The sequence below is a fragment of the Paenibacillus profundus genome, assembly GCF_021369635.1.
Lineage (GTDB): Bacteria > Bacillota > Bacilli > Paenibacillales > Paenibacillaceae > Paenibacillus_B > Paenibacillus_B profundus.
In genome coordinates this window covers 42133-55790 of record NZ_JAJNBZ010000037.1, presented here as the reverse complement: position 1 = coordinate 55790, position 13658 = coordinate 42133, and the positions used below count along the sequence as shown (strand labels likewise).

Here is a 13658-nt window from a genome sequence, read left to right as displayed (position 1 = left end):
TTTTTGATGTGTTCACTTTCGGTTACGTACAAAAGCCGTGTTTTTCAGTGGCCTCGCATCATTGCAGGCCGTTCTTTATTTTATAAGATTATAAAGGAGATTACGGGGCTTATCCATACGAAAGGTAAAATCAATGCGCTTTTGTCCGGTATTTTGATGATGATCGCCCTTTATTCCATCAACTTGCGCATTATGGGGAAGGCCAACATCGGGATAGTGAACACGGATACGGTATTGACCCCATTGTCGCAAGGATACACGATGCTCATCGTTATGGGAGTATTTGCATTGCTTGTTAAGTTCGGATTGGATTGGTTCTTGCGCACGGAAATTGGACTTTCACTGCGGGCGACCGGCAACAACCCGCGCATGATACGCAGCTTCGGCGTTCATACCGACAGTACGCTTATTCTCGGCGTCAGTCTCTCCAATGCACTTGTCGCTCTCTCAGGCGCCTTGGTCGCACAGTCACAAGGCTTTGTCGACATTCAATCAGGCGTGGGCATGATCGTAGTCGGATTAGCTTCGGTTATTATCGGCGAAGCCATCTTTGGACATCGTACCATCGCACGGGCGACATTTGCCGTTCTTCTGGGCGCTGTATTATATCGTGTTATCGTCGCGATCGCGCTGCGTTTGCAGATGAACGCGACTGATATGAAGCTGCTTACAGCCGTCATCGTCATCGTTGCCTTGACGCTGCCTATGATTCGCCGCTCGGTGAATCAGCGCAACATAAGCCGTCAGCGAGCTATTCAATATACAAAAGAGGGCGGTGAGTAAAATGCTGAAAATGGAACAGGTCAGTAAATTTTTTAATCCGAACACAGCGGACGAGAAGTTGGCACTGACGCATATTCATTTGCATCTGAATCCAGGTGATTTCGTGACGATTATCGGCAGCAACGGGGCAGGCAAATCGACGTTGATGAATATTATATCTGGTGCAATCCTTCCGGACATCGGAAATGTAATCAGATGACCGCGATGTGACATCGATGCCCGAGCATCGGCGGAGCCGCTGGATTGGCAGAGTATTTCAAGATCCGATGGCAGGTACGGCGCATGCGATGACGATCGAGGAGAACTTGGCTATCGCGGCAGCACGCATAGGAAGGCGTGGACTAGGCCCAGGAGTGAACCGTCATCGCCGTACGTGGTTCAAGGAACAGCTGGCCAGCTTGCGGCTGGGCCTTGAGGATCGCTTGAGTGCGAAGGTCGGCCTGTTATCCGGTGGGGAGCGCCAAGCGCTTAGCTTGCTGATGGCGACATTTACGAATCCTAGCATTTTGCTGTTAGATGAGCATACGGCGGCCCTTGATCCGGCTCGTGCCGAACTGATTATACGTTTGACGGAAGAAATCGTCCGCAGGTCCTCGCTAACGACATTGATGGTGACGCACAATATGGAGCAGGCAATTCGGCTCGGCAACCGGCTGATAATGATGGATAAAGGCAGAATCGTGCTAGATATTGCGGCAGCTGACAAAGGCTCACTGACGGTCGAGAAACTGCTGCGTGAGTTCGAACGGGTTCGCGGAGAGCAATTCGTCGATGATCGTGTCGTATTGGGGGGATAAATGATCTAAAAAGATGCATACGCGCTGCCAAAAATATGATAAAATCCATGAAGATTACTTTATTGTAAGCAAGATTGAAAAGGGGGACGCTCATGGATTGGTTTAAGCGCAGCATCATTCCGAAGCTTATTTTGGTTTCGTACATCATTGTGATGGCGATTAGCGGCTTTTTCATCATGCGGGAGTATTCTCGTGAAAAAGCGTTATACCTGGACTTTTTACAACAAAAGCATGAATTGTTCGTGAAGATGGAATTAACCGATGTAAAGGGCGCGATCCGGCAAGCATCCAACATGCTTCAGAGCAAAGAAGCCAATGCGCCGATGGAAGATTCGATCTTCAGGCTCATACGCGGACGTCTTAATGTCATTGCCAAGGATGACATTGTAAACGCCTTCCTTATTGTGCCCGAAGGGAAGCAAGAAGGGGCGGAACGCGCCGCATTTCGTATTTTGCAAGCGAATAGCGGCCTTGAACAGCAAGGGGTGACCGCGAACAAGACCTACGAAATGCCGCCATCCATTGAAGAGGCATATAAAGAGATGATGAAGAAGGGACAAGCCTTGTCCGACGAGTTCCTTATCGGTGATGATACGCTGATTAGCGCGATTGCGCCGGTCAAGGATGATCGCGGCAAGACGCTTGCTTACTTTGTGCTTGATTTTGACTACACACCGGTCAAGCAAGAGTTCATGAACTACTTGAAGCAGGCGCTCATTACCGGTTTGGCGTTGGGATTCGTCGGCATGCTTATTCTCACTTGGTATATTTACCGCCAACTCAAGCCGCTTAACGTCATCCATCGTCTTAGTGAGCAAGCGGCGGAAGGCGATCTTACGGTGAAGCTGGATGTGAAGACGCAAGATGAAATTGGGCGGCTGTCGACCGTATTCAATCATATGATTGGCCGACTGGGGAATTTGTTGCAGAGCGTACAGCAAGCTGCGAACAATGTGTCGATATCGTCGCAAGAGCTGAAGCGCGGCGCGGAAGAAACAGCCATCGCGGCGCAAGAAGCGGCAAGCGCGATGATGGAAGTGACGAACGGAGCGTTGGAGCAGCAGCATAACGCGAAAGAGACGAAAGCAGCGATGGGTGAAATTGCAACAGGCGTTCAGCAGATCGCGGCATCATCTGATCAAGTAGCGCTATGGATGCAGCAATCTTCAACACAGGCAAATACTGGGCGTAATGTCGTGGAACGAGCGGTCGAGCAGATGAATGTCATCCAATCCGCATCCGAAGAGACGCACCACGCTTTTTCAAGCTTGTCTGAAGTGGTCAACCAGATTAACGGGGCCGCCAGCTTAATCCAGAATAGCGTCAAGCAGACGGAGCTGCTCGCGTTGAATGCCTCGATTGAAGCTGCTCGCGCCGGTGAGCACGGACGGGGCTTCCAGGTAGTCGCGTTGGAAGTGCGCCAATTGGCAGAGCATTCGAAGCGTTCACTCCATACTATTATGGAGTTGATTCATGAAGTTCATGCAAAGCAAATGATGACCGAGCAAGCCGCGCTGCGGCAGCAGGATGCGGTTATGCATGGTCTGACGGCGGTCCAAGAGGCAGATAACGCCTTCAGCAGCATATCCTCAGCCATTGCTCAGACGAATGAGCAGGTGGAGCAGTATCGAACGATCGCTAAGCAGATTGCGCAATCCTGCGAAGATGTCTCGCTGCTCGTCGAGCAGTTGTCCAGCGTCGCCGAGAGCTCCCACGATCATACGTCCCGCGTCGCTGCTACGACGGAAGAACAGTCGGCGCTCACGGAACAGATTGCCGCCTCTGCTGACAGCTTATTGTCATTGAGCCGGGATATGGAATCGATGCTGACGCAATTCAAGGTCAACTCGAACGACAGCAACAAGCAGTAATTGCATCATGTCCTTCGTCATAAAAGAGTGTGCTGTGGGAAGGATAAGGGTGGAGGTGAGCGGCATGCCGCACAATAAAGCGGAACGCATTCATCAACAGCAGAACAAATCAAGCCAAAAAGAAGAAAGCATCACGCTTAAGCCTGAGAAAGCGGGCGCCCGACCACCAAGCCTCAACCGCATTCCTAAGCAGGAAGGCTAGTTGATGGGAATTCATTTGAATTCATTCATTCGCAGCATACTAAACCATGACAAAGGATGTGTATAACAATGGCACACAAACAGCAAGGGCATTCCAGACAAAACACGACGACACGCACTTCGGACGCCAACAACGCAAAAGGAAAAAACAAAAGCAAATAGCAGCAGGCTTTAGTCTGGAGGGATTACGATGCTCGACAATATTGAAAGTGATTACAACTGTGCGCGAGTAAACGACGATCTGCCCCAGCTTATAGCGGAGCTCGAGTCGTTACGCACAAAAGCCATCGGCGGCATGTCCGATGAGATCGAGCAGGAAATGAATCGCGTGGAAAACCAAATTCATTTTATAAAAAACAAATGCTCTTTACACTAGCACGATCCGCGTAGGTAAGGAGAAAGGAGCTATCCCAAAAGTAGTTAAATCTCTTGAGGGACAGCTCAGTTTATTAAAACAAAAAAATGGTGGGGCAGGTTCTATTCTGCTCCACCATTTTGCGTTTTTATACGGCTTATGCGTAAATAATGGGAAGAAAGCTTTTCCTTGTTTGAAATAATTGAAGGACAAAACTTACCTTTTATTTAATGGTTTGAGTGGACAGACCGCACAGAGAACATGTATCCTCAATCCTCTAACCTTGTCATACTTAGCTGTTGATTCTACTCATGACGTTTTTACAATGATCAAAGTAAGAGGGACTGGCCTTAAGGTCATTCAAACCTTGTGGACAGCCCCTTTCGTTTTTTAAAATGTAATTTAACAGTTCGCCCTAACGCCTACAGGGAGGGCACGATGGTGGCGGCAGACTGTGCCGCGGCGGTGTGCTGCACATCGTACACATCCGTATTTGTAGCTGTATTGCCCGCGCCTTGCTGCAATTGATACATTTTGTAATAACGATCTTTTAGCGCCATCAGCTCATCGTGAGATCCGCGTTCGGCGATTTCACCCCGATGTAGAACGAGAATGACGTCGGCGCTGCGAATTGTGGACAGACGGTGAGCAATGATGAATGTGGTGCGTCCGCGCTTCAGCACGTCTAGCGCCTCTTGAATGATAGACTCCGTCTCCGTATCGATATTGGCCGTTGCTTCATCCAGAATAAGAATGGCCGGTTGAAAGGCGAGCGCCCGTGCGAACGAGATTAACTGCCGCTGTCCGGCAGACAGTGTGCTTCCTTTCTCAACGACGGGTTCATCGAACCCGTTAGGCAGCCCTTTCAGTACACGATCAGCCCCGACAGCCCGCAATGCGTCCTCTACTTGTTGACGCGAAATTCGCGGGTCATTCAAGCTGACGTTGCTCGCAATCGTCCCGGTGAACAGATACGGGTCCTGCAGCACGATGCCCATATGCTCGCGTATCCACTGCTTTGGCACGCTCGTTATCGGTGTGCCGTCAATGCGGACCTCGCCTTTTTGCGGATCATAGAAGCGGAATAGCAGGTTCATAATCGAGCTTTTTCCCGATCCAGTATGCCCGACAAGCGCCACCGTCTGACCCGGCTTTGCTTCGAACGAAATTTGTTTCAATACAAAGTCTTCTTTATAGGCGAAGGAAACTTGATCGAACTCAACATGGCCTTGGTAACGAGGCATAGAGCCTTCGGAGAGCTCTTCGCCCGGTTCATCCATCAACTCGAACACGCGGCCCGCCGAGACGAGTGATGAATCCAAGTTGGCCAACTGGTTGACCATGCCTGTAATCGGTTGGAACAAGCGATTCAACAGGTCGGAAAATGCATACAGCACACCGAGTGTAATCACCCCAGAACCACTCAGCGACGCTCCTCCGAAATACCACAGCACTACCGCAAAAGAAATATTTCGCAATACGGTAACCAAATTATGAGACGTTAATGCGTTCAAATTCAACATCTTGTTCTGATTCGCCAAATATTCTTCATTCCAATTTTCGAATTCCTCCATCGTTTCTTTCTGACGGCGGAACGAGCGAATGACCGGGATCCCTTGAATGGATTCGTTAATCATTGCATTGATGGAGCTCAAACGCGAGCGTATCACTTTGTTATATTTTGTTGCAAATTTACGGTAGAGCACAATCCAAATAATGATAAGCGGCAGCACGAACGTGCAAATCAATGCCAGCTTCACATCCAGAATGAACAGTGCCACATAAATACCTGTAATCGTAATGATACCTGAGGTGAAGCTCTCCAACACCGAGACGAACAGATCCTTCACTGCCTCCGTGTCATTCGTTACCCGGGAGACGACTTTACCCGCAGGTAAATTATCGAAATACGGGATTGGCAGACGCTGCACGTGCGCATATACATCGCCCCGCAGCTTGCGGATGACCCGGTTCGCCGCCGTCTGCAGCCCCAGTATCTGGCCGAAGCTCATTATGACGCTAACGAGCAGGAGACCGACATATAAAGCCATATTTTGAATGATGCCGATAATTTCAGGCTGATAAAACGTTAAAAGCTGCTGCAAGGTCATTGCTCTTGCAGGGGACGACCATGTGGCAGCTCCCGTGCCAATCGTTAATGTACCCCCTTCGTAGCGACGCTCTCCCGCAATAGCAGGGACAGAGCCGTCCACGAAGATGAATTGCTTGCCAACTTGTAAAATACGGACTTCTTTGCCTTTCGGATCCGCTTCTGCAAAGCGATCCTCTCGCTTGAAGTGGCGTCCTTCATAAGCAATTGCGCCCTTCACATCAGCAGACGTTTCATAGTAAGGCTTTTCGATGCCCAGTATATGTTTATCAATTATATTTTTTGCAATAAACGGACCAGAGAGCTGTGCAGCAACGGTTAAAATCAGCATGAGCAAAGCGATGATGAAGCTCGCTTTGTACTGCAAAGCGTATTGCCACAGGCGCTTGCCGACATGTTTCGGATCGGTCGTCTGTTGTTCCACTTCCATATACGAAGTCCTCCTATAATTATAATCCGGATTCCAGCTGCTGACGTTCGTATTGTTCTTTATACCAACCGTCTTGCTTCAACAGCTCTTCATGTGTGCCTTCTTCAATGATTTTGCCGTCATCGAGCACGATAATCCTATCAGCATGCTCCACGGCGGACAGCCGATGCGTCGTAATAAGCGTCGTCTTGCCGGAGCGCTGCTCGCGGATGTTGGCGATAATATTGGCTTCCGTGCGGGCATCTACCGCCGAGAGCGCATCATCGAGAATCAAGATTTCCGGCTCTTTAATGAAGGCGCGCGCCAGCGAAACACGCTGCTTCTGGCCTCCGGACAATGCGACGCCTCTCTCGCCGACAAGGGTCTCCACTCCGTTTAAGAGAGTCGGGACGTCATGGGTGAAGGAGGCGGTGTCGATGGCGTTCATGACATCGTCATCGCTGCCGCCCGAGCGGCCGAATAATATATTTTGCTTGACTGTCTTGGAGAATAATATCTGCTCCTGCGGCACGTAGCCGATCCAGCTATGAATGCGATCGATCGGAATCTGCTCGACCGGAACGCCGTTAATTCGAAACTCGCCGTCGCCCATCGGATATTCGCGTAGCAGTTGCTTGACGAAGGTGGACTTCCCGCTGCCGGTCCGGCCGACGATGCCAAGCGTCTGTCCTTTACGCAAAGTCAATGACACATGAGCCAAGTTGTCTGCCGTCGAAGCCGGATACCGGAATCGGTAATTGCTCCAGGTGAGCATTTCCGGAACAGCGACATCTTTGGTCTGTGCAGCATCTTGAACGTCTGGAGTATAGAACAGCACTTCATTGACCCGGTCGAGCGAGGCGTTGCCGCGCTGCATGACGTTAATCAAATTACCGATGGCGAACATCGGCCATATCATCATCCCGAGATACATATTGAACGCGAGCAGTTCTCCGAGCGACAGCTCGTTATGAATGATGAGATAAGCTCCGTAACCCAATCCAATCATGTAGCTCAAGCCGATACACAGCCGAATTGTCGGATCGAACAAGGCGTCGACTTTGGCGACTTCAATATTTTTTTCATATACGTCCTGGGTAATGCCGCGGAAGCGCGCTTCATCGGATTTCTCCTGCACATACGCACGGAGCACCCGCACGCCGCCGACGGATTCGAGTACCTGATCGTTCATATCTCCGAACGCATTCTGAGCAACCGTATAGCGTTCATGAATCTTTTTGCCGAACACGTTCATGGCCACGGCAATGAAGGGAAGCGGCAGCAAGGCCGCCAGTGTCAGCTTCCACTGGAGCAGGAACATGGCGAACAGCACGACGACCAAAAATGCGGTCGAGTCTGTCAAAGTAAGCATGCCAAATCCCGTCGTTTGCGATACCGAGCGCAGATCGTTCGTGGCGCGTGCCATCAAATCACCGGTACGGTGTTTTTCGAAAAATGGAGGAGTCATCTTGAGAAGATGACGCATCAGCTTGGAACGAAGCTTGCGCTCGACCAAGTTCGCGCCCCCAAAAATTTGATACATCCATACGTATGTGATTCCATAAATAACGACCATGGAGATAAGGATGTAGGATAGGTAACGCAATAGCGATTCCGCCGTAATGACTCCATATACGATGTCGTCGATGGCTTGCCCCAGCAGCCGAGGCGGTATCAGTTCGATTACGCCAACCACTATTAGCATCGTCACTCCGATGATGTATCTCGTCTTATGTTCTTTAAAGAACCAACCGAGCTTGCCTAGTACAGACAGCATGAAATTTCACTTCCTTTGTCTCTGTAGAGGATAATATGTAAAAATAAAAAAGGTATATCGTTCGTAGACGATATACCTCTGGGTTACGCAAGGTGTATGTTCGAGCGATATTAGCGCCCGTCTTGTTCATATGAAGTGATCGCATCGCTTCGCCATGGACTGTGTCCGAACAGGGCTTGCGAGGCACGCCAGCGTATGCTGCGCGCAAAGGTACACTTCATGAGAGAATCACGATCCGGTTCATTGCTGGTGCATTATGCTTACGAATGATCGTTTCTTCCGGCAGGGCTCCAAACATATGAAATTAGTTGATGGAATACTTGATTCCGTTGATTGGTATCAAATAATTTGCGCATGGAGTTCACCCGCCTTTCTGAAGTAATGTTCACTGCGACGATGTTTCCGCTCAATAAATTGTACGAAAAAGTCGCTTCTGTTTGTTGATTCTAGCATCGTTCTTCAAGCATTGTCAACTAATTTTTGCATCATTTTTACACCTTGTGCGTTATATTCCACGTAATCTTGTCTGCCTTCGCACCTTATCGAAACGAGGTGAAGACGGCATTAGCCTAGCATATGACGGCGCGTTCAGCCTCATTCCATCAGTAAATAAAAAGTCGCCGCTCTACAAAAATTCGATGATATCGCTCGCGTTCCACGGTGGCATCGCCGCCAAGCTGCTCTGGCCGCACCGCATTAATGACGGTGACGTCCTGTCCCGCAGCAGCGAGATGCCGCGCCAAGACCGTCGCCGCCGTTATTGCCTTTACCGACGAGTACGACCCAATGTCCGCGCCCATGCGAGAGCCGCCGGAGCGCTTCCTCGGCAACTGCGCGTCGCGCATTTTCCATCAATACAAGTGCCGGAATGCCAATCTCGTCGATCGTGCAGCGATCCATGTCCGCATTTGTTCTACCGTAACGATAGGGAAGGTGTACATTGATTATTTCGCTCCTTTTGAATCCTTTATCCCGATTGTAACGCTTCCATTCATTTGCTGGCAAACCGGATTCGTCGTATGATGTGTGAGGGCGAAAAGCGGTTCATGGAAAGAAAAAGACGCCCCGATCGAAACGTCCGAAGCGTCTTGTGCGTACTGTTTTACGATTCCTATATTGCAATGATTACGATTTGCCAATGAATAACGATAGAATCCCAGCGGCAATGAGCGGTCCGACTGGCACGCCGCGGAACAAGGCGACGCCGAGCACCGTGCCGACCAATAATCCGGCGACGATCGTCGGGGATTGGCCCATTAGCTGAGCACCCCGTCCACCTAGGTAAGCGACGAGCATTCCGATAACGACAGCCAAGAGCGATTTCCAGTTCACAAAGGAAGCCAAAATCGTCTCGACGGACATTTTTCCGCTTGCAATCGGCGACATGACCCCGATCGTTAAAATAATAATTCCGACGGTGAGCCCGTATTTTTCTATCCAAGGGAACAGGCTGTTCAGGTTGGTTACGCGCAGCAGCAGCAGCACGATCATGGCGATCGTAATGGTGGAATTGCCGCTAACAATGCCCAAACCCGCCATTCCGAGTAATAGAAGTGATGAGATATCAAGCTGTGACATAGTTCGCTGCTCCTTTCACACGTTGACAAGGATATCATATTTTCCGCCAGATTGAAATGAACCATACTATACATAAGAGGTGCATCAATATGAGCAAAAACTTATTACTAACGGGCTTTGACCCCTTCGGAGCAGACAGCATCAACCCTTCATGGGAAGCGGTACGCTCCCTCCATGGACGTACTATTGGCAGTTACCAAGTACACGCGGTGCAGCTGCCGACTTCGTTCGCGCGTGCAGGAACTGCGCTGCGTGAAGCGATGAATACGTTCGCGCCAGATGCCATGCTCTGCATCGGACAAGCGGGAGGAAGACCGGATATTACATTGGAACGGGTAGCCATCAATCTGATGGATGCGCGCATACCGGATAACGACGGAGCACAGCCGACAGATGACGAGGTCATACGGGGCGGACCTGCCGCGTATTGGTCGCGTCTGCCCGTAAAAGCGCTGCGCCAAGCATTGCATGCTGCCGGCATACCATGCTCGATCTCATATACAGCGGGGACATTTGTCTGCAACGCAATCTTCTATACATTAATGCATGAGCTTCATATTGAGCCTGACGGTTCAGGAAAGCGCGGCGGCTTCATCCATATTCCGTATTTGCCCGAGCAAGCGGCCGTCCATCCCAATGCCGCAAGCATGTCATTAAGCTCCATCACCCATGGCTTGGAAACCATCATTTTACATCTGGATGACGTTGAAGATACGAACTGTAGCGCCGGGACGTTACATGGGGCCTAAAGTAGGCTATAATAGTGCGTGTTCAAAAAAGACTTTTTGAACAGCCTTTATATATTTTGAAAATTGATTTCGTGTTGCCCAACGGGCAGAAAGGAGTGCCGACGTGCACGGTAAACCTTCTAACATAGATGACGAGCAGCTCTATTTAACGCGCGTGCTGCAGTTGATGGACCGACAGATCGCCGAATTGGAAGCGACCGTTGACGACCGTCAATCCGAAATTGTAGAAATGAAACGCCATTTCTGGGATGAGGTGACCGTCGATAAAGACGAGATGTTCGAAACGTATGTCAGCATCATGCAGCAGGCGAAGGACTTAGCGAGTCATGAGCGCGTTCAAGCGCACGCTGCCAAGTGGATGAACAAACTGCGCAAACATATTGATGCGCCCTATTTCGGACGTGTCGACTTTGTGGAAACGACGGACCCAGAAGTGCTGCCAGTCTATATCGGCCTTATGTCCGTAACGGATGAAGCGAGCGGAGAGCATCTCGTCTACGATTGGCGCACGCCAATTGCGAGCCTCTTCTATGATTATGCCCCTGGGCCAGTCCGCTATCGAACTCCGGCAGACATGATTGAAGGCGAGATGACGTTGAAGCGGCAATATTTGATTCGAGGCGGACGATTGGAAGCCGTGTTCGATACCGGTATTCAGATCGGCGACGATATGCTGCAAGAAATGCTGAAGCGTAGCGCAGATACGAAGATGAAGAGCATAGTCAGCACAATCCAGCGCGAGCAGAATACGATCATTCGCGATGATGCGCATGATGTGCTCGTCGTGCAAGGTGCGGCAGGCAGCGGAAAGACGTCGGCCGCGATGCAGCGTATTGCCTATTTACTTTATAAATATCGCGACAGTATGCGGTCGGAGCAAATTGTGCTGTTCTCACCCAATGATTTGTTTAACGACTATGTATCTAACATTTTGCCAGAGCTGGGCGAGTCCAATATGACCCAGACAACTTACCAGTCCTATATCGAGCATCGCCTTGTGACGGAACGCCGTATTGAGGATATTTATGACCAGAAGGAGCGGCTCATGAGCACTGCTGCGCAATTAGTGGGTGAAGACATCGCCGACATAGAATCGGTAGCTGCATGCTGGAAAGCGTCTGCCTCTTACAAGCTGGTGCTGGATACGTACATGGATTCGCTCAAGCGAGAGGGAATGCGATTCATCCGGTTCGGCACACCGAAACGGACGATTATCTCGGCGGAGCAGCTGGCGGATCAATTTTACGGGCCGTTTGCGGATTGGTCCCTGCCGGCGCGCATGGATAAGCTGAAGGATTGGGTGCTGACCGAGCTGAAGGCTTGGGCGGAACGAGAGGTGAAGCGCGTATATCGCAAGCTGGCAGCCCAGCCTAATTATTTGGGAACGGATGATGAACTGCGGAGCATGAGCAGGAAGCAGGTCAATAAATGGCTTAAGCTCATGCGCGTGCAAGCCAAGAAGCTGCGGTTTGTCGAATGGGAAGAAATGTACTTGGACCTGATGCGAGGGCTGCCAACCTGGACAGAGCAAGCCGGCGTAACTGTTCAGGAGCCGGGAGCGGCCACGAATCCGATGGCATCGGAGCGATATGCCAATGATATCGGCAAGCGCACGGTGGAACGTTTCGAAGCAGGTGTGATCCCGTTTGAAGATGCTTCACCGCTCTTATATTTAATAGAGAGCGTGGAGGGCTTCGACACATTTAACCATATCCGGCATGTGGTTATGGACGAAGCGCAGGACTATTCGCCGTTCCAGTATGCGCTGCTGAAGCGTTTGTTCCCGCGCAGCCGCTTTACGATATTGGGGGATTGGAACCAAGCGATCTATGAAGCGAACCGCATGAGCTCCGTCGCTTCGGTGGAGGAGATGTTTGCGGATAAGCAGGTTGGAGTCATCCGCTTGACGAAGAGCTATCGTTCAACGCTTGATATTATGGAGTTGGCCCGTACTGTTCTGCCATATGGTGAAGAGGCGGAGCCATTCAATCGCGAGGGCGAGAAGCCCGAGCTTCATCTGCTGTCCGATGAGGCGGAACGGCTGCAATTCTTGGATTCCTGCTTGCAAAGGATGAAGGCGGACAAGCTGCAATCGACTGCGATAATTACGAAGGATGAAGCGGCGGCAGAACGCGTGCACGCGCAGCTGCATGCTCTCCATCCGCAGCTGAAGCGCGTATCGAAGCATACGAAGCAGTTCGTATCCGGGCAATGGGTAGTGCCGTCTTACTTGGCAAAAGGCCTTGAATTTGACGCCGTCATCGTCTACGACGCAGAGGAACAGACCTATGGACACGAATCGGATCGGAAGCTGTTCTATACGGTATGTACGCGCGCATTGCACCGGCTGACGTTCCTCGTGGTCGGCCAGCCGACCTCGTTCCTGAATAATTGGTTATCTGCTATAAAATGATAAGAAGCGCCTCGTCAACGTAAAGCATTACATTCAGCCCATGTTGACAGGCGCTTTTCCTATTCAGGCGAGAGGTTGCAGGATGGCAGCAGGGGAAGTCCGGCTTGCTTTCCGCAACGCCCCCGGATTACTTTACATGAAATAGCAGATCTGATCGTACAGCACGTGTGCTTTCTTGCTGTGTGATCCGTGAGTCATGAGGGCCAGGTGATCGATACAGACGTCGCATAGCTTGCCTTCAAGCTTTCCGCATTTGGTTACTACCGTAATGTGCTCGCCCAGATGTTCCATAAGGTGTTCCATGAATTTCGGTCTTACATTCGTCACGTTGGCGGATGGCATCGGAGGAAGGCATGGCTTCGGTTTTTTCATGGCAGCTGGCTTCACCATCGGCATGGTCATGGGCATCGGCTTGGGACAACAACCATGATCAGGATAAGGGTAGCCGCTCACGGCTTGGGGTCCATAGTTGGACGAACGGACATAGTGTGTCATCGGTGGAAATCGCTCCTTTTGGAATGGGATTATGACATGGATAGCATATGCCCTGTTCCGCAGCTGTGCGTGGATGAAAGCCTAGCACAACATGAAAAATCGGGGGCGGCATGCCCCCGA

At 50.6% G+C, this 13658-nt stretch carries 11 protein-coding genes and 1 pseudogene; 7 read left to right on the top strand and 5 right to left on the bottom strand.

Features of this window, described 5'->3' with window-relative positions:
* From LQV63_RS26865 to LQV63_RS26845, 5 genes and pseudogenes are all read left to right on the top strand, one after another.
* Positions 1 to 783: ABC transporter permease (locus LQV63_RS26865; protein WP_233698979.1), on the top strand; the 783-nt coding region annotated here is incomplete at its 5' end.
* Between the two features lies 1 nt (position 784).
* A pseudogene (locus tag LQV63_RS26860) lies at positions 785 to 1580 on the top strand (ABC transporter ATP-binding protein).
* A gap of 92 nt (positions 1581 to 1672) precedes the next feature.
* Positions 1673 to 3451: a methyl-accepting chemotaxis protein gene (locus tag LQV63_RS26855; protein ID WP_233698978.1), complete on the top strand. Its 1779-nt coding sequence runs from the start codon at positions 1673 to 1675 to the stop codon at positions 3449 to 3451.
* 64 nt (positions 3452 to 3515) lie between these two features.
* Positions 3516 to 3653: a hypothetical protein gene (locus LQV63_RS26850; RefSeq protein ID WP_019423569.1), complete on the top strand. Its 138-nt coding sequence runs from the start codon at positions 3516 to 3518 to the stop codon at positions 3651 to 3653.
* A 189-nt stretch (positions 3654 to 3842) separates the two neighbouring features.
* Positions 3843 to 4028, top strand: coding sequence for a hypothetical protein (locus tag LQV63_RS26845; protein WP_019423568.1), 186 nt, complete (start codon positions 3843 to 3845; stop codon positions 4026 to 4028).
* A gap of 401 nt (positions 4029 to 4429) precedes the next feature.
* Here LQV63_RS26845 and LQV63_RS26840 read toward each other — a convergent pair whose 3' ends face one another.
* The 4 genes from LQV63_RS26840 to LQV63_RS26825 all read right to left on the bottom strand — a co-directional run bounded on the left by LQV63_RS26840 (position 4430) and on the right by LQV63_RS26825 (position 9881).
* A complete protein-coding gene (locus tag LQV63_RS26840; RefSeq protein ID WP_233698977.1) occupies positions 4430 to 6547 on the bottom strand; it encodes an ABC transporter ATP-binding protein in 2118 nt (705 codons plus the stop codon).
* A gap of 19 nt (positions 6548 to 6566) precedes the next feature.
* Positions 6567 to 8303, bottom strand: a complete 1737-nt coding sequence (locus LQV63_RS26835) for an ABC transporter ATP-binding protein (RefSeq protein WP_233698976.1) — start codon at positions 8301 to 8303, stop codon at positions 6567 to 6569.
* A 696-nt stretch (positions 8304 to 8999) separates the two neighbouring features.
* Entirely contained in the window at positions 9000 to 9308 is a 309-nt protein-coding gene (locus LQV63_RS26830) for an NAD(P)H-hydrate epimerase (protein ID WP_233698975.1), read from the bottom strand.
* Positions 9309 to 9428: 120 nt separating this feature from the next.
* A complete protein-coding gene (locus LQV63_RS26825) occupies positions 9429 to 9881 on the bottom strand; it encodes a DUF441 domain-containing protein (RefSeq protein WP_019423563.1) in 453 nt (150 codons plus the stop codon).
* An 89-nt stretch (positions 9882 to 9970) separates the two neighbouring features.
* On the opposite strand from LQV63_RS26825, the gene pcp reads away from it, so the two are divergent.
* Together pcp and helD are read left to right on the top strand one after the other, a co-directional pair.
* Positions 9971 to 10630, top strand: coding sequence for a pyroglutamyl-peptidase I (pcp, locus tag LQV63_RS26820; RefSeq protein WP_233698974.1), 660 nt, complete (start codon positions 9971 to 9973; stop codon positions 10628 to 10630).
* A gap of 103 nt (positions 10631 to 10733) precedes the next feature.
* Positions 10734 to 13043 carry an RNA polymerase recycling motor HelD gene (helD, locus tag LQV63_RS26815; RefSeq protein ID WP_233698973.1) on the top strand — a complete coding sequence of 770 codons (2310 nt, stop codon included), beginning with the start codon at positions 10734 to 10736 and terminating at the stop codon, positions 13041 to 13043.
* A gap of 132 nt (positions 13044 to 13175) precedes the next feature.
* Here helD and LQV63_RS26810 read toward each other — a convergent pair whose 3' ends face one another.
* Positions 13176 to 13538 (bottom strand): DUF2642 domain-containing protein, encoded by a 363-nt coding sequence (locus tag LQV63_RS26810; RefSeq protein WP_233698972.1) that lies wholly within the window; start codon positions 13536 to 13538, stop codon positions 13176 to 13178.
* Positions 13539 to 13658 lie beyond the last annotated feature (120 nt).

Coding starts and splice junctions, on each gene's coding strand:
- LQV63_RS26855 (WP_233698978.1), top strand. CDS start 1,673: ATGGATTGGTTTAAGCGCAGCATCATTCCGAAGCTTATTTTGGTTTCG.
- LQV63_RS26850 (WP_019423569.1), top strand. CDS start 3,516: ATGCCGCACAATAAAGCGGAACGCATTCATCAACAGCAGAACAAATCA.
- LQV63_RS26845 (WP_019423568.1), top strand. CDS start 3,843: ATGCTCGACAATATTGAAAGTGATTACAACTGTGCGCGAGTAAACGAC.
- LQV63_RS26840 (WP_233698977.1), bottom strand. CDS start 6,547: ATGGAAGTGGAACAACAGACGACCGATCCGAAACATGTCGGCAAGCGC.
- LQV63_RS26835 (WP_233698976.1), bottom strand. CDS start 8,303: ATGCTGTCTGTACTAGGCAAGCTCGGTTGGTTCTTTAAAGAACATAAG.
- LQV63_RS26825 (WP_019423563.1), bottom strand. CDS start 9,881: ATGTCACAGCTTGATATCTCATCACTTCTATTACTCGGAATGGCGGGT.
- pcp (WP_233698974.1), top strand. CDS start 9,971: ATGAGCAAAAACTTATTACTAACGGGCTTTGACCCCTTCGGAGCAGAC.
- LQV63_RS26810 (WP_233698972.1), bottom strand. CDS start 13,538: ATGACACACTATGTCCGTTCGTCCAACTATGGACCCCAAGCCGTGAGC.